The sequence below is a fragment of the Chryseobacterium sp. II3a genome (assembly GCF_057815135.1).
On the sequence record NZ_JBYPZJ010000002.1, the window covers coordinates 288,140 to 313,322 of the forward strand.

The 25,183-nt window shown below is 35.6% G+C and carries 22 protein-coding genes; 12 read left to right on the top strand and 10 right to left on the bottom strand.

Features of this window, described 5'->3' with window-relative positions; genetic code table 11:
* Nucleotides 1–21 precede the first annotated feature (21 nt).
* The 5 genes from AC3HD6_RS06135 (at nt 22) to AC3HD6_RS06155 (ending at nt 3,583) form a co-directional block, all read left to right on the top strand.
* Nucleotides 22–1,047 carry an aminoglycoside phosphotransferase family protein gene (locus AC3HD6_RS06135; RefSeq protein WP_488895552.1) on the top strand — a complete coding sequence of 342 codons (1,026 nt, stop codon included), beginning with the start codon at nt 22–24 and terminating at the stop codon, nt 1,045–1,047.
* A gap of 45 nt (nt 1,048–1,092) precedes the next feature.
* Nucleotides 1,093–1,509, top strand: a complete 417-nt coding sequence (locus tag AC3HD6_RS06140; protein WP_488895553.1) for a RapZ C-terminal domain-containing protein — start codon at nt 1,093–1,095, stop codon at nt 1,507–1,509.
* A gap of 69 nt (nt 1,510–1,578) precedes the next feature.
* Nucleotides 1,579–2,292, top strand: a complete 714-nt coding sequence (locus AC3HD6_RS06145; protein ID WP_488895554.1) for a nucleotidyltransferase family protein — start codon at nt 1,579–1,581, stop codon at nt 2,290–2,292.
* A 9-nt stretch (nt 2,293–2,301) separates the two neighbouring features.
* Complete coding sequence (locus tag AC3HD6_RS06150; RefSeq protein WP_488895555.1) at nt 2,302–3,054, top strand: LOG family protein; 753 nt, start codon at nt 2,302–2,304, stop codon at nt 3,052–3,054.
* A gap of 58 nt (nt 3,055–3,112) precedes the next feature.
* Nucleotides 3,113–3,583: a DUF6702 family protein gene (locus tag AC3HD6_RS06155; RefSeq protein ID WP_228407579.1), complete on the top strand. Its 471-nt coding sequence runs from the start codon at nt 3,113–3,115 to the stop codon at nt 3,581–3,583.
* 66 nt (nt 3,584–3,649) lie between these two features.
* Here AC3HD6_RS06155 and AC3HD6_RS06160 read toward each other — a convergent pair whose 3' ends face one another.
* The 3 genes from AC3HD6_RS06160 to AC3HD6_RS06170 all read right to left on the bottom strand — a co-directional run bounded on the left by AC3HD6_RS06160 (nt 3,650) and on the right by AC3HD6_RS06170 (nt 9,682).
* Nucleotides 3,650–4,624: a phosphotransferase enzyme family protein gene (locus AC3HD6_RS06160; RefSeq protein ID WP_488895556.1), complete on the bottom strand. Its 975-nt coding sequence runs from the start codon at nt 4,622–4,624 to the stop codon at nt 3,650–3,652.
* A 142-nt stretch (nt 4,625–4,766) separates the two neighbouring features.
* The gene (locus AC3HD6_RS06165; RefSeq protein WP_488895557.1) at nt 4,767–6,926 is read right to left on the bottom strand and encodes a DUF5689 domain-containing protein; all 2,160 of its coding nucleotides are present in this window, start codon (nt 6,924–6,926) and stop codon (nt 4,767–4,769) included.
* 11 nt (nt 6,927–6,937) lie between these two features.
* Nucleotides 6,938–9,682 carry a carboxypeptidase regulatory-like domain-containing protein gene (locus tag AC3HD6_RS06170; RefSeq protein WP_488895558.1) on the bottom strand — a complete coding sequence of 915 codons (2,745 nt, stop codon included), beginning with the start codon at nt 9,680–9,682 and terminating at the stop codon, nt 6,938–6,940.
* Nucleotides 9,683–10,095: 413 nt separating this feature from the next.
* Here AC3HD6_RS06170 and AC3HD6_RS06175 point away from each other — a divergent pair, with 413 nt between their 5' ends.
* The 3 genes from AC3HD6_RS06175 (at nt 10,096) to AC3HD6_RS06185 (ending at nt 13,595) form a co-directional block, all read left to right on the top strand.
* Nucleotides 10,096–11,295, top strand: coding sequence for an endonuclease/exonuclease/phosphatase family protein (locus AC3HD6_RS06175; protein ID WP_488895559.1), 1,200 nt, complete (start codon nt 10,096–10,098; stop codon nt 11,293–11,295).
* Nucleotides 11,296–11,344: 49 nt separating this feature from the next.
* A complete protein-coding gene (locus tag AC3HD6_RS06180) occupies nt 11,345–11,764 on the top strand; it encodes a DUF6146 family protein (RefSeq protein ID WP_488895560.1) in 420 nt (139 codons plus the stop codon).
* A 331-nt stretch (nt 11,765–12,095) separates the two neighbouring features.
* The gene (locus AC3HD6_RS06185; RefSeq protein WP_488895561.1) at nt 12,096–13,595 is read left to right on the top strand and encodes a T9SS type A sorting domain-containing protein; all 1,500 of its coding nucleotides are present in this window, start codon (nt 12,096–12,098) and stop codon (nt 13,593–13,595) included.
* A gap of 69 nt (nt 13,596–13,664) precedes the next feature.
* On the opposite strand, the gene AC3HD6_RS06190 is transcribed toward AC3HD6_RS06185, so the two are convergent.
* A complete protein-coding gene (locus AC3HD6_RS06190; RefSeq protein ID WP_068940595.1) occupies nt 13,665–14,261 on the bottom strand; it encodes a superoxide dismutase in 597 nt (198 codons plus the stop codon).
* 203 nt (nt 14,262–14,464) lie between these two features.
* Nucleotides 14,465–16,285 carry a transcription termination factor Rho gene (gene rho, locus AC3HD6_RS06195; RefSeq protein WP_488895562.1) on the bottom strand — a complete coding sequence of 607 codons (1,821 nt, stop codon included), beginning with the start codon at nt 16,283–16,285 and terminating at the stop codon, nt 14,465–14,467.
* Between the two features lie 143 nt (nt 16,286–16,428).
* On the opposite strand from rho, the gene AC3HD6_RS06200 reads away from it, so the two are divergent.
* From AC3HD6_RS06200 to AC3HD6_RS06215, 4 genes are all read left to right on the top strand, one after another.
* Complete coding sequence (locus AC3HD6_RS06200; protein WP_488895563.1) at nt 16,429–16,818, top strand: DUF4293 family protein; 390 nt, start codon at nt 16,429–16,431, stop codon at nt 16,816–16,818.
* 177 nt (nt 16,819–16,995) lie between these two features.
* Nucleotides 16,996–17,919 carry a M28 family peptidase gene (locus tag AC3HD6_RS06205; RefSeq protein WP_488895564.1) on the top strand — a complete coding sequence of 308 codons (924 nt, stop codon included), beginning with the start codon at nt 16,996–16,998 and terminating at the stop codon, nt 17,917–17,919.
* Between the two features lie 233 nt (nt 17,920–18,152).
* Nucleotides 18,153–19,991, top strand: coding sequence for an ABC transporter ATP-binding protein (locus tag AC3HD6_RS06210; protein ID WP_488895565.1), 1,839 nt, complete (start codon nt 18,153–18,155; stop codon nt 19,989–19,991).
* A gap of 21 nt (nt 19,992–20,012) precedes the next feature.
* Entirely contained in the window at nt 20,013–20,363 is a 351-nt protein-coding gene (locus tag AC3HD6_RS06215; RefSeq protein ID WP_066694508.1) for a DUF1801 domain-containing protein, read from the top strand.
* 135 nt (nt 20,364–20,498) lie between these two features.
* On the opposite strand, the gene AC3HD6_RS06220 is transcribed toward AC3HD6_RS06215, so the two are convergent.
* From AC3HD6_RS06220 to rsfS, 5 genes are all read right to left on the bottom strand, one after another.
* A complete protein-coding gene (locus AC3HD6_RS06220) occupies nt 20,499–21,152 on the bottom strand; it encodes a phosphatidylserine decarboxylase family protein (RefSeq protein WP_488895566.1) in 654 nt (217 codons plus the stop codon).
* A 4-nt stretch (nt 21,153–21,156) separates the two neighbouring features.
* Nucleotides 21,157–22,029, bottom strand: a complete 873-nt coding sequence (locus AC3HD6_RS06225; RefSeq protein WP_488895567.1) for a phosphatidate cytidylyltransferase — start codon at nt 22,027–22,029, stop codon at nt 21,157–21,159.
* Nucleotides 22,030–22,053: 24 nt separating this feature from the next.
* Nucleotides 22,054–22,635 carry an LUD domain-containing protein gene (locus AC3HD6_RS06230; RefSeq protein ID WP_068940610.1) on the bottom strand — a complete coding sequence of 194 codons (582 nt, stop codon included), beginning with the start codon at nt 22,633–22,635 and terminating at the stop codon, nt 22,054–22,056.
* A 135-nt stretch (nt 22,636–22,770) separates the two neighbouring features.
* A complete protein-coding gene (gene ftsH, locus AC3HD6_RS06235; protein WP_068940612.1) occupies nt 22,771–24,789 on the bottom strand; it encodes an ATP-dependent zinc metalloprotease FtsH in 2,019 nt (672 codons plus the stop codon).
* 21 nt (nt 24,790–24,810) lie between these two features.
* Nucleotides 24,811–25,176 (bottom strand): ribosome silencing factor, encoded by a 366-nt coding sequence (rsfS, locus tag AC3HD6_RS06240; RefSeq protein ID WP_129057874.1) that lies wholly within the window; start codon nt 25,174–25,176, stop codon nt 24,811–24,813.
* Nucleotides 25,177–25,183: the final 7 nt, after the last annotated feature.

The window sequence follows — 25,183 nt, forward strand, 5'->3', positions numbered from 1 at the left end:
TATATTTGTTTCCATATTATTATGACTTCTGAACACGCAAATCGATTTTTTGAAAACCAACTCGGCAAAAAATCTACTGAATTCATCACATTAGCTCAAAGTGGTTCTGCGAGGGTCAACTTTCTGGCCATAACCGACACTGAAAAATACATCATCACCTACAATGAGAATATTCCGGAAAATGAAAGTTTTCTTTATTATTCTGAAGTATTTTCTACACTTCACCTTAATACTCCTGCCATTCTTGCCATTTCAGAAGACAGGAAAATGTATATTCAGGAATTCTTAGGTACACAAACGTTGTCAGAGCTGATTACAAAAGAACAGCTATCACCCCATATAAAATCTTTGGTAGAACAGACTTTGGAAAAGCTTTTCAGACTGCAGCTTCAAACACAGGGAAAAATTGATTTTTCGAAAACATTTGAATATGAAAATTATGATGAACTTCCTGTGATTCATGATCTGTATTATTTTAAAAATTTTGTAGCTGATGTTCTGGAACTGGAATATAATAAGTCTGCCTTATTGAAAGAGTTCAAAAAAATTGCGGCATTGGTGGAAAGTCTTGAACCTAAAGGCATCATGATCCGGGACTTTCAGGCAAGGAATATCATGGTGAATGAAAAAGATGAAGTTTCATTTATTGATTATCAGTCGGCAATGAAAGGGCCTTTGATGTATGATGTTATTTCATTGCTGTTTCAAGCCAAGGCAGATTTCCCTGAAGCCTTTAAAAATCAAATGCTGGATTTTTACATCCAACTTTTTGAAGATCAAAAAACTCAGAATCAACTAAAAAACTCGGTGAAACCAATGCAAATGATGAGATTCTTACAAGTCTTAGGAGCCTATGGTTTCAGAGGCTTAATTCAAAGGAAACAACACTTTATGGCAAGTCTTGAGAAAGGAATTCAAAACATTACACAATTTGCCACTTCCTGGGAAGACATGAAACATTATCCGGAGCTTAATAAAGTCATAGAACAACTGACCTCTTATAAAACAGAACAGAAGATTAAAGAAATATTAAATTTGAACCATTAAGCGCTTTAAGGTTTTAAAGAATATTACAATAAAATAAAGAAGAAAATGCTACACATCGACATCCACAGTTTTTCGTACAAAAAAGGAGGAATTCCAAAAGATCAATCAGGAAACGGAGGCGGTTTTGCCTTTGACTGCAGAGGAATTTTAAATCCCGGAAGAATTGAAGAATATAAAAGCCAGACCGGAAATGATATCGGTGTACAGGAGTATCTTGAAACCAAAACTGAAATGCCTAAGTTTCTGGAACTGATAAAGTCTCTGGTATCTATTAATATCGATGATTATCTGGCAAGAGGATTTGAAAATCTTCAGATCAATTTCGGATGTACCGGCGGGCAGCACAGATCTGTATATTCTGCTATCAAAATCGCAGAATTTATCAAAGAAAAGTATCCTAATGGTACTGAAGTAACCATTCATCACGACGAACAACCACAACTGAACATTAGTAATGAGTAATGAACAATCAGTAATATTCGCATTCCGTTATTACCTTACTCATTACTCATCATTTATTACTCATACTATATGAAGGCTCTTATTTTCGCCGCCGGGAAAGGCACAAGGCTTAAGCCATTTACAGACCACCATCCTAAAGCTTTGGCTCAGGTGAATGGTATTCCTCTTTTGGAAAGAAATATCAATTATCTAAAAGGATATGGAATAAAAGATTTTGTGATTAATATTCATCATTTTGGAGATCAGATTGTTGATTTTTTAAATAAAAATGATAACTTCGGCTGTAAGATTGAAATCTCCGATGAGACCAATGAGCTATTGGAAACCGGTGGCGGCTTGATTTTTGCCAGAAGATTTCTAGATCATGGAGAAGATTTTTTAATTTTAAATGCTGATATTTTAACTGATCTCAATATTAATGCATTGGTAGAATACCACAAAAAAATAAAAGATTTTGCTACTTTAGCAGTATCGGACCGCGAAAGTTCGAGAAAACTCCTTTTCAATGATGATTTAGTATTAAGAGGCTGGCTGAATGTACAGACAGGTGAACAGAGGCTGGCTGAATTTAATAAAGGATTTAAGGCTCTTGCCTTCAGTGGAGTTCACTGTATCAATCCTGTCATCTTTGAAAAAATAAAAAGAAAAGGCAAATTCTCTGTTATGGAAGAATATCTGGATCTTATGCAGACCGAACATATACATGGTTTTCTGCATGACAGTATTCTTATAGATGTTGGAAGACCAGAATCTGTAATAGAAGCCGAAAAACATTTTAAATAAATTTTACCAATGGGAATGGATGGAACCAGGGATGAAAGTTTAGTGAATCCTGAATTTGATAGTAACGAAACAAAGCTGCATAATAGTCTTAGACAAAAAACATGGGATGAAACCATCACTAAAGACAGCTGGATGGTCTTCAAGATTATGGCTGAATTTGTAGATGGTTATGAAAAATTGGCAAAAATAGGTCCATGTGTATCTATATTTGGTTCAGCACGCCTGAAACCGGAAAATAAATACTATGAAATGGCTGTAGAAATTGCTGAGAAAATCACCAAACTGGGTTTCGGAATTATTACAGGTGGAGGCCCGGGAATTATGGAAGCTGGAAATAAAGGCGCATTTAATGCCAAAGGAAGATCAATCGGACTTAATATTGATCTGCCTTTTGAGCAGCATTTCAATCCTTATATCAACAAGTCATACTCCATGAACTTCGATTACTTTTTCGTGAGAAAAGTAATGTTTGTAAAATATTCCCAGGGATTCATAGTAATGCCAGGAGGCTTCGGAACATTGGATGAACTAACGGAAGCTTTAACTTTAATTCAAACCAATAAAATTGGTAAATTCCCGATCGTATTGGTAGGAAGTGAATTCTGGAGTGGATTATTAGACTGGTTCAAAACTACTCTGGTAAAAGAAGGAATGATTTTAGAAGATGATCTTGACCTTTACCGTGTGGTAGACACTGCTGATGAGGCAGTAGCACATATTAAAGCATTTTACGACAAGTATTCTGTGAATGTAAATTTTTAATTGGCATATTATTTGTGAACTATAACTAGCAAGTATGATTGTAAATCTATTAATTAAGATGAAAAAACTTTTATATATATCAGGAATTTTAACATTTTTTGTGTTAATGAGTTTTATGTATGTAGACTTTTTCTCTTCAATGACCAAAGTGGATTATATTGATGGAAGCAAGACATTGAAGTTTACCACAAAAATGAATACAAGCCATATCTCTGACGCTATTAAAATCAATCCTAACACAGCAGGATTTGAAGCCGAGGTGAAAAAATATGTGAACAATAATTTTGATGTATTTGTCAATGGTGCTCCCAAAACAATTACCTTCACGGGAAGTCAGATCAGCGGAGAAACTGTATGGGTATATTTTGAGACCGGAGGAGTTTCGGATATCAATACCTTAAAGATTAAAAATACGATCCTTTTAAGCTCTTTTCCGAAGCAAATCAACCTGGTGAGTATTGCCTACAAAGGCAGCCAGAAAATGATGAACTTCCAACGAGGAAAAGAAGTGAATGAGGTTTCTTTTTAGATAAATAATTTTGTATATAAAAACCACTGCAATTGCAGTGGTTTTTTATTTTATCAGGATAGGTTATTAATTAAAACTTTTAATAAACATTGCATTTTCCACACATACCACCCCCAAAGCCTTCAATTGCTCATCATATTCTTCAGAGGACAATTCATCGAACTGTAATTGCTCTATCCCTTCCCAGAGATCAGTCATATGCCGGCTTATCATATAGTATCTCAGTAACTCCATATTGATTTCATAAGATGGTCGTAAATCCTGATAATATTTCATGAATTCCGAGAAATAAGATTCCTGATAAAGACAAAAAATATCGGCTTCGGCTGGTGCATACTTTATGCCTTCCCAATCAATAAGATGGATATGGTTTTCATCTGCAATAATGTTCCAATGATGAATATCTGTATGACAAAGTACAAAGGTAAAACTGTATTGAGAAAACTGTTTACCCATAACTTCCAATTCCTCGGTCTGACGGATCAAACTGTTAAGATATGGCTTTAAGACATCCTGAATATCAGGTTTCAATGCTACCAGTTTAGAAGTCAGCCATTCTCTTAGTTTATTTAGAAATGAAAGCTGAAATTTTTCCGTAATGGATTCCGTTTGTAAAGATACCGGAGGATCTATGGTATGCAGCTGTGCAATAATCTCTGCCAGTTCCCGGACCTCTTTTCCTGTAAGATCCCTTTCCCCTACTGTATCTCCTTCTATATAATCCATAAGAATGTAAATGCCGCTCTCATCTTCTATTCTAATATCTCCATTATTTGTATGAATCATTGATGAAATCTTCCCTTTTAAAAGAGCCTCCGAATTCAGCCAATTAATAAAAAACAAATAGGTTGGGACTGTATCCAAGATATAAGCAATAGAACTTCTGTTTTTCTCATATACCTTCAGGAAAAATATTTTCCCATCTTCTGTTTGCACTCTATATGCTAATGCAGCCCAACCAGGTTCCATGGGTGTAATATCAATCACTGCTAATTGGTAATAATGAAGAACAATATTCTTCAGCTTTTGAATTTCTATCATGTCAATTTTTATTAGAGGCAATGCAAATTGATTATTACTAAAATACAAGAAATATAAATACTTGCAGCTATAGAGTTCTCTCATTATAGCATAAAAAAACCAGCTCTTTCAAGCTGGCTTTTACTTTATAAAACAATAGTGATTATTGTGCTTTTATTTTAAAATCATCTACTTCCCATGTTGCTGCTGCAGAAGTTGTAGAAGTATATTTAAATGCAATTCTTACGTTTTTACCTAAGAAAGCACTTAAGTCTATATTTCCTGAACCAACCCAATCACCGAATGCTCCTGAATTGGTATCTAAGGTTGCAGGAAGCAATGTCCAGTTGGTTGTAGCAACATCTCCAGTATAGTTATCAGTAGCATAAACCTGTAGTGCATTTCCTGAATATCTTACGTCTGTTGTGAAACTTACCGCTGCCTTCGTTTTACCTGCTAAACTTACCGCTTTAGAGATTAACCAATCTTCGTTCGCAAAGTTATTATTAGCACCACCAGCATTACCATTCATCATAGCATAATAATTAATTCCGTTTCCTTGGTTAGATGTTTGCCAGAACTGGTTTGGCCCCACTTTATTTACGGTAGTCCAGTCTGCACTGAATCCACCAGCTGCGAAGTCATCACTATATACAACAGGAATTGGAACATATACACTTCCATCACATCTTGGAGCATCAAAGTCGATATTAGCTAATCTGGTAATCCATAACTGGTATGTTCCGTTGAAAACACTTAAAACTGCGTATACATCGCCTTTCCCACCTTTTACTTCATAGCCTCCAGGCTTTACATTACCGAAACTTGCCTGGCCGCTTGTTCTTAAAACAACCGTATTACCTGAGCAATCTTCAAGAGTTCTGCTGGTAACATTATTACCGTCAGTTAATGTTCTTCCTAAATCTCCTTTCACAAACTCAACGTCTTTGATTTTAATCCATCTTCCAACATCAGCCATCGTTAACTGGGAAATTGTTTTTTCTGTAGGAACAACTGATCTTGCCGCTGTATTACTATCGAAGAAATATTTATACATTTCTACTTCTTCAATTTGTCCAAACTGTGTATTGTTATTGAATAAGGCTCCTAACTGAATCTCTCCATTGACACTTCTTACGTAAAGATTTTTAAGTTTAATATTTACATCTTTACCTAATCTGAATCTGCTGTCAAGATACAGATTTGTTTTGTTCATATTCACTCTGATTCCTCCTGTTGCATCTTCTACATAAACATATTTGTAAAGATTTCCTGATTCATCGTTAGCGACTACCTGAGCTTTAAGGTAATAATCTCCTGTAATCTGTACCCAGTTTGTAGTTCCGGCAGCCAATTGCTTCACATCAGCAACTGTTTTAGCTGTAAGAGAACTTGGGTTAAAATCACAAGGACCTTCTGTAAGACCATCTAAACGAGGGAAAGTCTTCATTTCAAGATCTTCAGTCTTATTTACATATAATTGATAGGTAGTAGTAGATCCTGATTGGAATTTACTATAAATCCCTACAAATTTTCCTTTCCCTGAAGGAAGTAACTGACTTGCAAATGAAGCGAAACCACTATTTCTTACAACCGCAGTTTTTGCATATTTTCCTCCTGCCCATCCTTCTCCAATAGTTTTATCTACTGTTACTCCATTTGGTGCATAAGTAGTACACAATGCTCTTGCATCAAATTCTACATCATTAACCTGGATAAGACATCCGAAATACTGATCATTTGCTGCTACCATATCCGCTAATTTCATAATCTTAGGTACTATTTTCCCTTTTGGAGCACAAGATCTGAAGATTTGTTTTGCAACAAGTTTTTCAGGAATTCTTGATACGGAGATAGCAGAAGTCTCTGTTCCTGTTTCAACTCCAAGCTGAACCAAACCTCCGTATGTTCCAATAGCAAGACCATTAAGCTTAATATATACTTTTGATCCTTGCGGATATCTTGTATAAGTACTTACCGCATCAACACTGATTGTAAAGCCTTGCGTAGGATTTTCTAATGCATCCTGAACATAAATTGTTTTATAGATATTCCCTGTTTCATCTGTAGAAGAAACATACCCTACCATATAAAGGTCGTCAGATTCGTCATTGGGAGTAGTATCTTTTGGGAATACATACCTTGCATTTTGATATTTTGCTTTTACATCTGCAAATGGCACTACAATACCTTTTTTGTCGGCACAGTCGTATCCATCAAGATTAGGCTGGTCGTATTTATCATCGTGCACACATCCCGTTACAACAAACAGAGAGGCAGCTGCAACGAAAATAGATCTTAAAATTGAATTATATTTTTTCATTGTAGTTGTTATTAGAATCTTAAATAAACATTAGTAAAGAAAGTTCTTCCTCTGTCATACCAAAGTTTTGGTCCGAAATAAGGGGTTGCTCTTTGAGAATCAGCAAGGGCATCAGCAAAGTTTACATTTCTTCCTTGTTCAAATCCTCCGGTTACATAATCTCTGTTATTCAAGATATTATTTACAGATACACTGATTCCCATTCTGTATTTACCAAACTGGAAAGATTTACCAGCATTGGCATTTAACATGAACTGATTATCAAATTTCTTCTGCTTTGTAATCTGCTCAATTAATTCAGGAGTTACTCCTGGGAAAGGATCATTGGTCTGTCTGTCTGTATACATATAAGGAGTCTTGTTCAAAGCTGAGAAATCAAGATACTGATCCATCAGATAATTGGCAGAAGCTCCTACCCACCAATATTTTGGAGAGTTATACTTTAACCCGAATGAGAAAGCTTTTTGCGGAGTACCCGCTACTTTGTAGTCTTTAACATTTGCTTTACCCCAGAAATCAGTTCCTCTGAACCCGTTAAGGTCATCAAATGTAGAAACCTCAGGATTGTTTGTGTATTTATATTCACCTACACTTGCTACCCCCACAGCACTTAAAGTTGGCGTTACTTTAACATCGAAACCTAATTCAAGCCCCATGTATCTCTTGTTCACACCACTCATCGCCTCATTAACCAATGTACTGAATGAGTTTCCTAATTCACCATCATTTACATCAGCATAATATCTGGAAATCTCAGTAGAATTTTGAATCGTTGTATAATAAGCAGACAATCTTAATTTTAAGATCTGCCCTCTCAAGATATAACTTAAATCATTTGAATTGATCATCTGGTTAGTAACACCAGGAGTTAAGTAATCAACCATTCTTGGGTTAATATAGATCTCATTAAGAGTAGGTGCTAAACTAAAGAATGCTCCATTGTAAACAATAAAGTTTTTACCGTTGATCTTATAAGTGATTTTACCTTTGATCCCTGCATCTAATGCATCATATACTGCACTTTTCCCTTTAGAATTATCTCTAAATCTTGCAAGACCACTTCTGAAGTTACCTTCTCTGTAAGCTTCTGAATAAGAAGAGAAGATGGAAGCCACAAAGTTCCACTTATTGAAGTCGATCTCAGATGAAATGTTCAAAGAGTAATGATTTCTTGTCAATTCATAAGAATATTGAGTTCTGTCTCCTTTTCTTACTGTTACATCATTATTGTCTGCATCATATCTAGCATCTCCGTTGAATGCATTCAGGTTGTAAGCAAAATTAGCTCCTAATAAATCTTTAACTCTTCTGAAATTGTCAGATTTCAAGTTCTGATAATTGAAGTTAATGTTTAACTTCCAGTTATCTTTTAATCTTGTATCAAAGTGAGAGGATAAATTTAAAGTTTTATCTTTATTTACGTCTTCTACAATGGTATATACAGCACCTCTAGCTGAACCATCCATATTGGTAAGATTAAGACGGTTTGCACTATATAGGGCATTCCAATCAATCTGAGCCTGCTGTCTGAATTCATCAGCAGTATAAGTACCAAAGCTTGGAAGTTTTCTATAATAAGTAGGGTTTGGATCTGCGGCATGGAACCAGTCTAACCTACTTCTTGCATCGCTACCAAACTGATAAGAAACAGTGTTTGTCCAGTTTGAGTTTTTACCAATTTTCAGATAATCCGTTAAGATAAACATTGGTTCAAAAACGTTTCTGATTCTGGAGTTTCTTTTCTCTCCATCCTGCCAACCCCAATATGAGTTGTAATTTTTACCCATGATATCATACACTTCCTGAGTATTCGGAGCATTAGAAGCCCTGTAGGTAGGAGAACCAAAAGCCGTTAAGTTGATCGAGTGTCTGTCACTGAATTTCTTTTCAATAGAGGCAAAGTAAGCGTAAGCATCCTGATATACCCCATCAATGATCGCTCTATCACCCCATCTTCTGCTTCCTGAGAAAGTAAATGCCCATCCATCTTTTGTAAGTCCGGAAGAGTAAGTAGCCATTGCTCGGTGCAGGTAGCTTCTATTAGTAAATGAATAAGCTAATGAAGTTTGTTTTCTATAGCTGGATGCTCTTGTATTATAATATACAACACCACCTAAATTCCCAAAAGTATATTCTGAAGGAGTGATGTTATCTACATTTTCATACGGATATCTTGTTACATCATTCAGTCCGCCCCAGTTGTTGAAGTCAATTCTCCCGTCATCATTTTTAGACATGGATACTCCATTAAAAAGTACATCCTCGAATCTGTTGTCTACTCCTCTTGGTCTGAACCAGTAAGCACCTAGTTCAAAAGCGGAAACATTTTGGAAAGCATCTCTTCCTGAGCTTAAAAGTCCTACAGTAGGCTGCATTGAAGAGCCTCCATCTTCGGCATCACTTGCTGAGTCGTCAATAACTATTACTCCTGCATCTGATCCTAAGTTGTAATTAAGTGTAATAACACCTAAATCTTTTTTCTTCTCATCTGCAGTTACATCAAACTCTAAGATTTTAGACTCAAAATTTGGTTTTGACACTGTGATAAGATAGTGGCCAGGTTTTAAATCCACAAACTGGAAGTATCCAATTTTATCCACAGATGTGTCATCAGTGGATTGTGCTAGATCTACTTCTGCTTTCTCTAAAGGCTTACCATCCTGATCTTTAACATACGCAAAAACAGTGGTTTGCGCAAAGTAAAAAGAGGCAGGCATTAAAGTAAACAAAGAGATTAGGGATAGTTTTTTAATCATAATAAACTTATTTTTAACTCCTTCTTTATTTAAGGGGCAACAAATTTAGTACTATTTTCATTAACTCAAACATTTATAGCTATTTATTCTATTAATTTTTCTTAACCTCCATTCATTATCCTAAAAATATGCCCAAATTTTAATCAATCACAAAAAAGAGTCCTAGATGTTAGGAAAAGTGTTCAACAATCATAATTGGATATTTTTAATCCCAAACAAACAGCTTATTCTTTAGCATTATTTAAATAATAAATAGGAGTTTCCAATATCAAAATAATGAAGAATAATCCATTTTTTCCAGACTTTCCAACTCAGTCTTAACCTTTTGTTAAATTAAACTCAGATCATTTTAATCTTTATTCTTATATAAAATTAGTAATTTTACCCCTCAATTTTTTGAATATACTAAGAATATGAAAAAATATTTAATCATGGCCGCCCTATTTTGCTTTGGTTCTGCTTTCTCACAACAGAAGCAGGTAAAGAGAGCTGCTGTCGCATTCCTGAACGTTGAAAACCTTTGGGATACCATTCCTTCTGCTGATTATATTGACGGGACATTACCTCGTTCTAATCCTAAATTTCACAGAAGTGTACCTGTAGATTCTCTTAAATATCTTGAAACTACAGAAGATTACAAAGGAGAATGGAGTGATGATCTTTTGATTGGTAAAAAAGTAATCAGAAAACAGTTTTTATCTGAAGACTTTACTGCCAACAGCCCAAAAAGATGGGGAACAAAATATTATAACCAAAAGCTGGCCAATGAAGCTAAGGTTATTTCTGAACTTGGAAGACAATATACCAATGATAATCCTGCCATCTGCGGATTGATCGAGGTAGAAAACAGACAGGTTATTGAAGATCTTATCAAGCAGCCTGCTTTGGCAAAAAGCAACTATGGCATTGTACATTTCAATTCTTATGATTCCAGAGGAATTGATGTAGCCATTATTTATCAGAAAGGAAGATTTTCTGTTTTAGATTCATATAAAAAAGAAATTAAGATTTATGATGAAAACGGAAAAAGAGAATATACCAGAGATATTGTAATTGCTATCGGATTATTAGATGGAGAAAAAGTAGGAATTTTCATGAACCACTGGCCATCAAGAAGAGGTGGAGAAGCTATTTCTCTTGCTAAAAGAAATACAGCGGCTACTGTATTGAAGGAAGAAATGGACAAAGTAACAGCTGAAAACCCGGGTATCAAATTATTCTCAATGGGTGACTATAATGATGATCCGGTAAGCCCAAGTTTAAAGAAACATTTGGCAGCTGTGGGTGATCCAAGCGAATTATCTGATAAGACTCCTTATTACAACTTAATGTATAAACTATATAAGGCTGGTGTAGCTTCGCTTGCTTACAGAGATGCTCCGAACTTATTTGACCAGATTATAGTATCCAGAAATCTTTATTCTCCGGAAAAAATAACGCCTACTTATACGATCTTTAAAGCAGAAATCTATGCTCCGCCTTACCTTGTTAATAAGGAAGGACAATGGAAAGGATATCCATTACGTTCTTGGGATGGAGACCGATTCACTGGTGGATATAGTGACCACTTCCCTGCAGTTTCTGTAGTTCAGAAAGAATATATTAAAAAATAATACAGAAAGGCACTCTTATTGGAGTGCTTTTTTTATAAATAATAAAATCATGAAAAATCTTATCTTATTATTCTTTATTGCCTTTATCCCTTTCAGCTGTCTTTCACAGCAAAATACACCTAAAAAGGATAAAGAACAGCATGAAATGAAGCCGTCTAAAAATGAAGATGGAGAATGGGATCTTACTGTTATGGATACCCAATTTGATTATTTTCTTAATGCTGTTGCCAAACCTATGAGCCAATATTCAGAATCTTTTCTGAAAACAAAAAATTCATTCCTTGTGAGTGAATGGAACAACTATTATAGCACTGGAAAATATAGAAATATTATAGAATCTGGAATAGATTATAATCCAAGGGAAAATTACGGGATAAAATTTGAATACAAGCTTTACCAGGTATTTGCATACGTAAACTGGAAATACGGATTAAAAATGAACGGTTTATCCGGAAGTGAGATAAGGTAAGAAGATAGCCACAGCCTCTCCATATTAAGCAACACTTAATAAAAACATTATTTTTGAAATAAAATCAAAAATAAATACTATAATTACTTAATTTAATAAAATATTTTCAATCTTTTATTCAGGTTTTAATATATTTGTATATCACTGATTTTTAGTTTTTCAGTGAACAATAACCATAAACAAAATTTAAAACCATGAAAAAAACATCTTGTACAGCATGCTGTTCAGCCATGCTATCTTCTGCCCTACAGACCTTTCATTCTGTTCATAGCCAACTCTCAGATAAACTATTTAATCCCATCTCATATTAACACTTTTAAAACAATGAAATATGAGAAATACAATTAAACTTATTCTGCTTTCAATTCTACTATCATGGACACCATTCTACTCACAAACAGGAAGTGATATCATTTTTTGTCTGGATAACAGTGGCTCTATAAGTGATGTAGCCTTCAATCAAATGACTGTTTCCACAAGAAAACTCATGGAAGAGATTTTAAAATGCAACCGGGATAATAGGGTTTCTGTGGTACACTATGGAACCGATTTCCCTGGAATGAGCCCTTCTGTCCCTAGAATCTACATAGAATCGAACTTCACCAATGATTTAGCAACTGCTCAAACATTTTCAAGAAGATTAGGAAATGGCGATCATTTTCATGATGCTGTTAGCTTAATAGGATCTGCACTTGACCATTATCCTCATCCTGATATTGTAAGCCCACAGAAATCATTGGATAAGCACCGTGAAAGACCATTAGTAATCATCTTATTCTCTGATGCAGAGAGAGCTAATGGCAGCCTGAGCAATGGTTCTTATTTAGTAAACTTCAATCCTCCGAACGGATTACATGAAGATAATGCTTTTGCGGCCTTTACAAAGTTTAAGATGGATAGAAATGCTAAATTTATCGTAGTGCATGTCAGCGATTATTCGCCTTATATAGAAGCAGCCGCCAACATTGCGAGCCGTGGAGGATCATATACAGGAAACATTGAACAATACAATGATGATCCGGATCACAATCTTCTTCCTAGATTTTACCTGAATAAAACCAACTTTACCTTAACAAGTACTGAAATATCCTCATTAAGTAATGATATCTGCAAAATGAATACGGCTTATATAGATTTTTCCTATCAAACCCGTTCATGTAAACTCCCTGTAAGTTTCCCATTACATATCAATGGAAATTATGCGATTCCACAAGGAGCAAGTATCGTGAATTTTCAACTATCTCTCTTAGACATCGCAACAAGTGCCGTTTATCCAACATCTGCAACAGTTAATTTCCCTAATCCTAATGAATTTGAGTTTACCGTAAATCAGGCTGATCTTACCAATCCACCTTCTGGGCAGTACAAATTCATTATCGAACTTGTGTATTCCGTTGGCGGCAATAATGATGGAATTCATGCTGAAAACAGTATCAATACTCCTTACGACTTCATGTACTGTGATAATGTACGTATTAACACAAATGCTTCCAATCCTGCAGCTAAATTTGCAAGACCAAAAGATAAGGATTACCATATTGATCTTAATGCTGATCCTAACAATACGAAATCTATGTTTAAAGAAAAACCTCAGCAGAAAAATATACAGATTTCACCGAATCCTAATAACGGAGTGTTTGTAGTATTGCTTGACAAAGTACGTTCAGGATCATTACAAATAAATGACATCAATGGTAAAGTTGTCTTTGAAAGACCATTTAGCAACGAAAAAGAAATAGCTGTTGATATTCATTCATTACCATCCAATACATACATTGTAAAAGTAAATTCAGGTAACGAAGCATTCACACAGAAAATAATAAAAAGATAAATTTTAAAAATATCCAACTAAAAAAGGTTCAGAAAATTCTGAACCTTTTATTTTTATAATAGCTGAAAATTATTTGTTGAATAATTCTTCTACTTTATCCCAGTTTACTACAGAAAAGAATGCAGAAACATAGTCAGGTCTTCTATTCTGGTAGTTTAGATAATATGCATGCTCCCAAACATCTAATCCTAGCACCGGAGTTCCTTTCACGTCTGCAACAGGCATTAATGGGTTATCCTGGTTTGGTGTAGAAGAAACAGATACAGAACCGTCAGCATTTTTTACTAACCAAGCCCATCCTGAACCAAATCTTGTTTTAGCAGCCTCCGAAAAATCATTTTTGAATTTTTCAAGACCACCATAATTTTCGATAGCAGCTTTTACATTCCCTACCGGCTCCTTGCTTCCACCTGGAGTCAAAATTTCCCAGAATAAAGAGTGGTTGAAATGTCCACCGCCATTGTTTCTTACAGCTGGCTTGTCAGTTCCTGTCTGGCAGATCTCTTCAATTGTTTTTCCTGCTAGATCAGTTCCTTCGATTGCTTTATTTAAATTGTCAATATACGCTTGGTGATGTTTCGTATAGTGGATTTCCATAGTTCTTGCATCGATCGTAGGCTCTAATGCATCGTATGCATATCCTAATTTTGGTAATTCAAATGACATAATCTTTATTTTTAATGTTATACTTCAAAATTAGCCAATATTTAAGGTATTATCAAAGATTGGGGATTACTTTAATAAATCTTTAACATTGATATATTGATTGAGAATGAATTAAGTTTTAAAATATTTTTTTAAAGTACAAATTATTAAACTAAAAAGCACGAATCCCAAGGACCCGTGCTTTTTATTTAACAATATTAAATTTATTTATTCATAGACATCAGGAATTCTTCATTATTAAGAGTTCCTTTGATGTTCTTATCTACAAATTCCATGGCTTCTACAGGATTCATTTCAGAAAGATATTTTCTTAGAATCCACATTCTCTGTGAAGTCTTTTCGTCCAAAAGAAGATCATCTCTACGCGTGCTTGATGAAACAAGATCAATCGCAGGATAAATTCTTCTGTTGGCAATTTTTCTATCCAGCTGAAGTTCCATGTTACCAGTACCTTTAAATTCTTCAAAGATTACTTCGTCCATTTTAGAACCGGTATCAATTAATGCAGTCGCAATAATCGTTAGAGAACCACCTCCTTCAATTTTTCTTGCTGCCCCAAAGAATCTTTTCGGCTTGTGAAGTGCATTAGCATCTACCCCACCGGAAAGAACTTTCCCTGATGCAGGCGTTACTGTATTGTATGCTCTTGCCAATCTGGTGATTGAGTCTAAAAGAATCACAACATCATGCCCGCACTCTACCATTCTTTGAGCTTTTGCCAAAACAAGGTTAGCTACTTTTACATGTTTTTCAGCTGCTTCGTCAAATGTAGAAGCTATTACTTCTGCATTTACACTTCTTTCCATATCAGTAACCTCTTCCGGACGTTCGTCAATCAGAAGAACCATCATGTATACTTCAGGATGATTGGCTGCAATAGAATTAGCAATATCTTTAAGCAACATCGTTTTACCTGTTTTAGGCTGTGCTACGATCATTGCTCTTTGTCCTTTACCAATAGGTGCAAATAAATCAACAATTCTGGTAGAAACTGTAGATCCGCTTCCTGCAAGGTTGAATTTCTCTTCCGGGAAAAGTGGAGTCAGATATTCAAATGCTACACGGTCTTTGATAAATGCCAAATCACGTCCGTTAACTTCTGTAGGTCTTAATAATGAAAAATATTTTTCACCTTCTTTCGGCAATCTTACAATTCCTTTAACGGTATCTCCGGTTTTCAAACCGAAATTTCTGATCTGTGCTGTAGAAACGTACACATCATCAGGTGAAGAGATATAGCTAAAATCTGAAGAACGTAAAAATCCGTAGTTATCCGGTAAAATTTCCAACACACCTTCAATACTTACCATTCCATCGAAGTTAAACTCCTTTTTATGGTCGTGTTGTTCCTCTGCCTTTTCAGAATGTCTGTTCTGATTTTGGTTAGGATTCTGGTGTTGATGTTGATTTTTATGTTGGTTTCCGCCGTTTTGCGGGTGATTGTGTCCTTTTGGAGATCTGTTAGCCTGCTGTTGAGGGTTGTGAGGCTTTTCTTCTGCCTGGGCAGGCTCTTGAGTTTCTGTGCTTTTAGGAGCTTCTGATTTCTCCTGAGTGTTTTCTGTATTTCCTGTATTGGTAGGAGAAACTCTTTTTCTTTTTTTCTTAGCTGAATTAGCGGCAGATGCTTCTTCATTTGTTGTTGCTACTGCTATTGTTTCAGCTTTGGGTTCTTCTACTTTTACTTCTTCAGCAACCGGCGTTTTCTCTTCTACTTTTTCCTCTACTTTTGGTTCTGCCGGGGCTTTAGCAGCAGCCTTAGGCTTTGTTGCCGGGGCTTTCTTTGGAGCAGCTTTTCTTACAGGAGCCTTTGCAGTTTTTTCTGCTGGAGCTTCTTCAGTAGTGGCGCTGGTTTCCGTGGCGTTGAAATAATCTTTTGCTACTTTAGGATTGGAAGCCTGAAAGTCAAGAATTGCAAAGATTTTGTCATTTTCATTGCTAGTTCTAGCAACTTTAACGCCCAAATCCTTTAAGATTTTAGTCAGTTCCGTTACGGATTTTGACCTTAACGTTTCTATGTTAAACATATTTATGTAAAAATGTAATTAATTGTGAGTAAGAAAAGTAAGTCCGGTGACTTTTGTTTTCAAGTACATTGTATAATGCAAATCTACACTTATTTTTGAATTGTGCAAAATTTATATTATTTTTGCCTAGATTTTAATATTCAATGCTACAGAGAATACAAACTATATGGACTTTACTAGCAGTTTTAGCTGCTGTTTTCCTTTTTATAACGGGACAGGATGTTGTGATTTCAGATAGTATTCCTGTACTTAATATAGGATCTATCATCCTTGTTATTATTGGATCATTAAGTGTTTTTAGTTTTAAAAACAGAAAAAGACAAATTTTGCTGAATACAATCAGCATCATTATAAACGTTTTGTTGATTGGTGTATTGGCGTACTGGCTGCTAAGCTTATCCGGAGGAATTCAATTTCCTGAGAAGGGTATTGAGCCGATTTTCCCATTAATCGCGGTGATATGTCTGCTTATGGCAAATGTATACATCCGTAAAGATGAGAGGCTCGTGAAATCTGTAGACAGACTTCGATAACCTTACAACGATTTTTTGAGTGAGAACAGTTCCTTTTTAGGAGCTGTTTTTTTATGGATATAGATCTAAATTCTGCTATTCTCCCTAACAATCTGCTAAGATCAATTAATTTATGTAACTTTCCTGCAACATTTCAATCTGAAATACGACAGATTCTATAAATTTTAATTAAAGACTATGAAAAAGCTAACGTATCTTACTTTATCACTATTCTCTATATCCGTTTTTGCACAGGAAATTTCAAAAGAAAGAGTAAAAACCGTCATTTCCACTTTGGCATCTGATGAAATGAAAGGCCGCGAAATAGGAACTCCGGAAAATGAAAATGCAGCTAATTATATTGCCGCTCTTTTCAAAGAAAACAATCTTAAATACTGTACAGGAAGTTCATACCTGATTCCTTTTGATTATAAAGGCAAAACAGCTTACAATGTTTGTGGTATAAAGAAAGGTAAATCTGATAAAACTCTTGGCTTTTCAGGACATTTTGATCATATAGGAACCACCAACAAAAGTGGAGACAATATTTATAATGGTGCCGATGATGACGCCAGCGGAATTACCACATTGGTAGGTATCGCAGATTATTTCAAAGATAAGGAGCCTGAGTTTTCTATGGCTTTCATGGCCTTCAATGGAGAAGAAAAAGGAATGCTGGGATCAAAGGCTATCTCTGAGGATAAAAATCTTGACAAAATCTATCGTAATATGACAGCTCTTTTCAATTTTGAAATGGTAGCTACAGAATCTCAATGGGGAAAAAATGCGTTGTATATGACTGGGGATGGCTTCTCAGATCTTGATGAACTTTTTAATACCTATGCAGTAAATGGATTAAAAATCAATGCGGACCCCTATGCAAAGCAGCAGCTCTTTTATCGTTCAGATAATGTCAGTTTCGTGAAAAAGAAGATCATTGCCCATTCATTTTCTACGGTGGACATGACCAAAGCCACTCATTATCATCAAGTAAAAGATGATATCAATATTGTTGACGTTGATAATATGACCCAGATCATCAATAATTTCGGAAAAACATTAGAGCAATTAAATCCTAAAAACTTTGCCCCTAAATACAACGACCAGGTAAACTTTAATTAATACTATATTTTACACAAAAAACCGTCTATATGGCGGTTTTTATTTTGTCTATACCTGAAAAATTGGTCTATTTTAATCTTATTGAATGGATAATCTTTTTCTCCTCATTTATTTAATTTCAAATTGTTGTAACAAAAAACCTTATTTTAAAACTTATCCATTAAAGTAAAACTGGATTAAGAACGTCTTATCTTCTAATTTTACGTAATTTTGCTATCCAAATTTTTCATTGAATGAATGAGTATAAAAAAATTCTGAGGTTCGCGAGGCCTCATCAAAAATATATCTACGGAAGTTTATTTTTCAACATTCTGTATTCTGTATTTCAGATTGCTTCCTTAGGAACTATTTTGCCAGTTTTAGGCATGCTTTTCGGCACTATTAAGCCTGAAAAGTATGAAACACCTCCTGTTTATTCCGGAGACATTACAGATTTCTTCACTTATATAAAAGAATATTCAAACTATTATGTTCAGTCTCTAGTAAGTACCCATGGTTCTCTTACAGTTCTTGCATGGCTTTGTGTCATCACTGCCTTCATGTTCTTTTTAAGAAATGCATTCCGATATTTCGGGTCTTTATTACTGATCAACTATCGTGTTGGGGTTACCAAAGATCTTCGTGGTGCGATGTACAGAAAAATACTTTCTTTACCGGTTTCATTCTTTACAGAAAGCAGAAAAGGGGATATGATGTCCCGTATGTCTAATGATGTAGGTGAAGTTGAAGGGAATATTTTAGGTAGTTTAATAGAATTGATCAATGCACCTTTCATGCTGATCAGTACATTAGTTACTTTATTTTTCCTAAGTGCTGAAATGACTCTTTTCTCTCTGCTTGTACTTCCTGTAATGGGAACAATGATTGCATTAATCGGGAAAAGTCTTAAAAAAGATTCCCATGAAGCACAGCATGAGTTGGGAACCATCTTTTCTATTGTGGATGAAACTTTAAAATCTTCAAAGGTTATTAAAATATTTAATGCCGAAAAAATCATGGACAACCGTTTCATGAAATCAATGAACAAATGGATATCAAGTTCTATCAGCTTAGGTAAAAAGAAAGAGCTGGCTTCTCCAATGAGCGAATTCCTAGGTTCTATTACCTTTTTGATCATTGCATGGTATGGAGGTAAGCAGATTATCGTAGAACAAAGCATATCGCCTGCAGACTTTTTAGTATTCTTAGGAATGTTCTTCCAGATACTTCCTCCTGCAAAGAGCCTATCAACATCCATTTCCAATGTGCAAAAAGGGGAAGCATCTCTTAAAAGAGTATTGGAAATCCTTGATGCTGATGTGAAAATTGAAGAAATTGCAGAACCGGTTTCCATTTCAACGCTTAACAATAATATCGAATTCAAGAATATTGGCTTCTACTATGACAAAGCTAATCTGATCCTTAAAAACTTTGATTTAACGATTGCTAAAGGAAAAACAGTAGCATTAGTAGGACAAAGTGGAAGTGGGAAAACAACCATAGCCAACCTTCTGGCAAGATTCTATGACGTTTCCGAAGGCCAAATCCTTATTGATGGTGTAGATATTAAACATTTAAAATTACAGGAATACCGCCAGCTTCTGGGAATGGTAACTCAGGAATCTGTATTGTTTAATGATTCTGTTTACAATAATATTCTAATGGGTAAACCCAATGCAACCAGAGAAGAAGTCATTGAGGCGGCCAAAATTGCTAATGCAGATACATTTATTACCGGGCTTTCTGAAGGATATGACACCAATATCGGAGATGATGGAAACAAACTTTCCGGAGGTCAGAAGCAAAGAGTATCGATTGCCAGAGCGGTATTGAAAAATCCACCGATCATGATTCTGGATGAGGCCACTTCAGCTTTAGATACAGAGTCTGAAAGATTCGTACAGGACGCCTTGGAAAAAATGATGGAAAACAGAACTTCGCTTGTGATTGCCCACCGACTTTCAACCATTCAAAAAGCAGACTGGATTGTAGTAATGGAAAAGGGAACCATTGTAGAACAAGGAACCCACCATGATCTTATTGCAAAAAAAGGAATGTACAATAAACTTGTTGAACTTCAAAATTTTGACTAATTATTTTTAAATCCTATAAAAATGAACCCTATACAAGAGTATTTCTACAGAATCGAAGAGCCTGAAAGAAGTACTCTTCTTTTTTTAAGGGAAACCATCCTGGCTTCAGATCCTGAAAATATTACGGAGACTTTCAGCTTCGGACTTCCCTTTATCAAATACAAAAAGAAAATGCTGTGCTATTTTTATTACAGCAAAAAATACAAGAAGCATTACCTTAGTTTCTATCATGGTGACAAACTGGATTATCCGGAACTGACACAAGATGGGAGGAAGAAGTTTAAGATACTTTTAATTGATGCGGAAGAAGATTTACCAGTAGAATTTATATTAAGTTTATTAGACGAAATAAAACCATATATTAAGGCTTAGATAGAACAGAAAAATGGAGATAATCTCCGTTTTTTTTATTAGTATATTCGTTCAACCAATTTGTGTCATTTAGTGTTTATAAACAAAAAAAAGACTGTCCTTTTCAGAACAGTCTTGGTATGATGATTATATATCTTAATCTTTTAATTTAGCAATAACATCTAAACCTCCTTTGGTAATATCTCCGATCTTGCAGATGATTTCGGTATCTATAGGCAGGAATACGTCCATTCTTGACCCAAATTTGATAAACCCAAACTCATGGCCGGCTTTTGCCTGATCTCCCTCATTACAGTAGAACACAATCCTTCTCGCTACATATCCCGCAATCTGTCTGAAAACTACTTTATGATTGGTTTCAGTTTCAATAGCCACTGTTGTTCTTTCATTTTCTGTAGATGACTTCTCATGCCATGCTACCAGATATTTTCCAGGGTGGTATTTTTTATAGATCACTTTTCCGCTTACCGGATATCTACAGATGTGGACGTTCAATGGAGACATAAAGATAGAAACCTGGATGGCCTTCCCTTTAATGAATTCATTTTCTTCCACTTCTTTGATCATTACTACTTTCCCGTCAACCGGTGCTATTACATTCTCTCTGTGGTCAAGAATAGTACGGTTCGGAACTCTGAAAAACCAGAATACAAGACAGTAAATTACCAATAAGGGTGCGATGATCAACAAAGACCATATTTTAAGGAAATAGATGGCTAAAGCTCCCAATACCAGAAAAAGTATTGTAGCTACCGTAATCGTTCCTTTTGATTCTCTATGTAATTTCATGAGACTAAATAAATTTTTCTAAAATAAAGTACAAATATACGACAGGAACGCAGATAATAAAACTATCCAGTCTATCTAATACTCCGCCATGCCCTGGAATGATGTTTCCACTGTCTTTTACACCAAAGTTTCTCTTCAGCTGGCTCTCTACCAAATCTCCCAGTGGGGCAAAAGCGGCCACTAAAAACCCTACAACCATCCAGTTTCCCCTCAGTTCAGGCTGATAGCGCTCAATAAAGTAGGATAAAACCAATGTCAAAACAACACCTCCGGCATATCCTTCCCATGTTTTCTTTGGTGAAATTTTAGGAGCCATTTTATGTTTTCCGAAAAACTTTCCTACCAAATAAGCAAAAGTATCACTGCTCCAGATCAGGATAAAAAGAAAAAGAACTTCCAGTGAGAAGTTATCGCTATAACTCGAGAACTTAGGTAATCCTAATGCAAAGCTGAATGGCAGAGCGACATAAATGACTGTAAAAATCAGTTTTCCACTGTCAAAGTATAATTCGTTAGGAAACTTAAATAAAGTAACTACAGCAATACCAATAAGGGCAAGAGCTAATATTTCGCTCAATCTGAAATCAAAAAAGAAATCATGATGAAAGTATCGCTTGGAAAAAATATAAAATATAAAAATGACTAATGGGTATACAACCCATTTTTCATAGCCTTTTCCAAACTTCATTATTTTCACACACTCCCAGGTACCTACTACCAATAAGAAACTTATCAAACCATAATAAAGATATTCTTGCTGAATAAGGCCAGGAAAAACACTGTTGATCAGCTGCGCCCCAAGCGGAGTCGAACAAAGAATGATGATGGCTACATAGATGAGACCTGAAGCGGTTCTTTGAATGAGATTTTTGTCCAAAATTTAAAATTTAGTAGTGGGTGCTTAGTCTTCAAGCAGCAATAAAAACAGTTTTGTATTGGAATTGGAAGAACTGTCCATTTTAGACTGGCTTCCGCTGATGGAAGTTAGGTTCTTGATATTTCCGTTTCTTTTTATTTTCCCCATAGCATCATTCAGGTTATTCACAATCTGTGAAACATTGGCAATAATGATAATTCTATCCGGAAGCCTTGAAGAATGATAATGAAGAATATTATTATGTGAAAGCATAATTCTGCCATCATATGCAATCAGATATTCACACGTGATAAATGCGGCATCATTGGATGGCTGCAATTCTGAAGTATAAGGTGACTTCACAACGTTTAAGAAGTTCTGAAGTTCCTTATCCCAACAGAAAAGATTGTGAATACCTTCTATTTTGATAATTTGATTTAAAGTTTGTAGAGCCTCCGCTTCATCTGCACAATAATTAAAAAATCCCCCTGAATGCGTAAATAATTGCGCAAACTTATAGTCGAGATCCGCATTTTTTAGCGAATCCCCAAGCTTCTCCAGGCTCTGTTTATCCTCTTCCTCAGGCTGGTTGGTAAGTTTGCTTACAATCCTCTTGAATAAATTCAACTTAATCTATTTTTAGTCAACTTTATACAAAAATAGAAAATAAATTACAATAGATTCCAAAATATCTCCTTAAATATGAAAAAACCTGACAATTTTAAAGTTGTCAGGTTTTATATTTCCTATTTTAAAGGGCTTTTAAAGCTGTGTTGGGCTTTCAGGAGCCTGTATTTCGCTTTCTTCCTCTTTTTCTTTAATCTGAGGGGTTTCCAACACTTCCGGCTGAACTGTTTCAGGGATTGTATTGGTCACCGGCTTCTCTGTCAATTCTGGATCCCATGCTCTTTTACCAAAGATTTCCTCTAAGTCTTCGCGGAAGATCACTTCTTTTTCTAAAAGCTTACTCGCTAAAGCATCCAGCTTGTCTTTATTGTCTGCAAGAATTCTGATGGCTCTTTCATATTGATTTTCGATAATCGATTTGATCTCTGCATCAATTTTAGTAGCCGTTTCTTCAGAATAAGGTTTTCCGAAATTATATTCAGACTGACCTGAACTGTCATAGTAGGAAATGTTACCGATATTTGGACTTAACCCATAGATCGTTACCATTGCCTGTGCTCTCTTCGTTACTGTTTCCAAGTCGGAAAGTGCTCCTGTTGAAATATTATTGAAGATCACCTGCTCAGCTGCTCTACCTCCTAATGTTGCACACATTTCATCCAACATCTGTTCAGTAGTGGTAAGCTGTCTTTCTTCCGGAAGATACCAAGCTGCACCTAATGAACGTCCTCTTGGAACGATCGTTACTTTTAGAAGTGGTGAAGCATGTTCTACTAGCCAAGAAATAGTAGCGTGTCCAGCTTCGTGATAAGCTACTCTTCTCTTTTCAGAAGGTTTGATAGCTTTATTTTTCTTTTCAAGACCACCAATGATTCTGTCTACAGCATCAAGGAAATCCTGTTTTGTTACTGAAGTATGATTATTTCTTGCTGCAATAAGCGCTGCTTCGTTACAAACGTTAGCAATATCCGCCCCACTGAATCCGGGAGTTTGTTTAGCAAGGAATTCTCTGTCTACATCTCCATCAAGTTTGATTTTCTTTAAGTGAACATCAAAGATCTGTCTTCTTTCATGAAGTTCCGGAAGGTCTACATAGATAGAACGGTCAAAACGTCCTGCTCTCATCAAAGCTTTATCAAGGATATCCGCTCTGTTGGTGGCAGCCATTACAATAACATTCGTATCTGTTCCAAAGCCGTCCATTTCAGTAAGAAGCTGGTTCAATGTATTTTCTCTTTCATCGTTCCCGCCAGAGAAATTATTTTTTCCTCTTGCACGTCCGATAGCATCAATCTCATCGATAAAGATAATCGCCGGAGATTTTGCTTTAGCCTGAGCAAAAAGGTCTCTTACTCTTGAAGCCCCTACCCCAACAAACATTTCCACGAAATCAGATCCTGAAAGTGAGAAGAATGGTACTTTAGCTTCTCCTGCCACAGCTTTCGCCAATAAGGTTTTACCTGTTCCCGGAGGGCCTACCAATAGTACACCTTTAGGAATTTTACCTCCTAGTTTTGTATATTTTTCAGAGTTTTTCAAGAAATCTACTACTTCCTGTACTTCTTCTTTAGCTCCTTCTAATCCTGCAACATCTTTAAATGTTACCTGAATTCTTTCTTTTTCGTCGAAAAGCTTAGCTTTAGATTTCCCGATAGAGAAGATCTGTCCACCAGGGCCTCCGCCGCCGCCCATCTTTCTGAAAAGAAGGAAGTAGAATAATCCCAGAATGGCAATCCAGATTAAGGCAGATATAAGAATATCAGCGAAAGGGCTCTTTCCTGTTCCATAATCTTTAGCTGTTTTAATAGCTGGATTGGTTGTTTTGATCTGTTCAAATTTCTGAAGGAAAAGTTGAAGATCTCCATATTTCACAGAATAATCTGCTTTTGGAGCCATATCTAAAGCTGAAAAAGGATTATTTTCCTTTCCGGTTTTAACCATTGCTGACTTTGCTTCTTTGGTAAGGAAAACATCAGCTTTCTCTATGTCTTTGTATATAATAATATTTTGGACTTTCCCCGCTTGCATTTCTCTAAAGAAACCATCCTCATCAATAGTTTTTGCTGTATCTCCACCAAGGAAATTGGAACCAAAGAAAAGCAAAAGAGCTATGATTGCAATAGGAAAGAACCAATTGAATCCTTTGTTATTCATTTAGACTTTTTAAAATTTTTATTATTCATTTTCAATTTTGGTAATGACTGCGTCACCCCAAAGTTCTTCGATATCGTAATATTCACGTACATCTTTCTGGAAAATGTGAACTACTACTGAAACATAATCTACCAATACCCACATTGAATTTTCTGTACCTTCTACATGCCAAGGTCTGTCTTTCAGGTCGTTTCTCACTTTTTTCTCTACACTTCCAGCTAGTGCCGAAACCTGTGTATTCGAGTTTCCGCTACATATTACGAACGTTTCCGCTACTGAGTTTTCAATGTTTGAAAGATCGAAGATCATAATATCTTCTCCCTTTACATCTTGAAGTGCTTCAACGATTTTATCTATTAGTGCTTGTTTTTCTGCTGTTTTATTCATTAAAAAA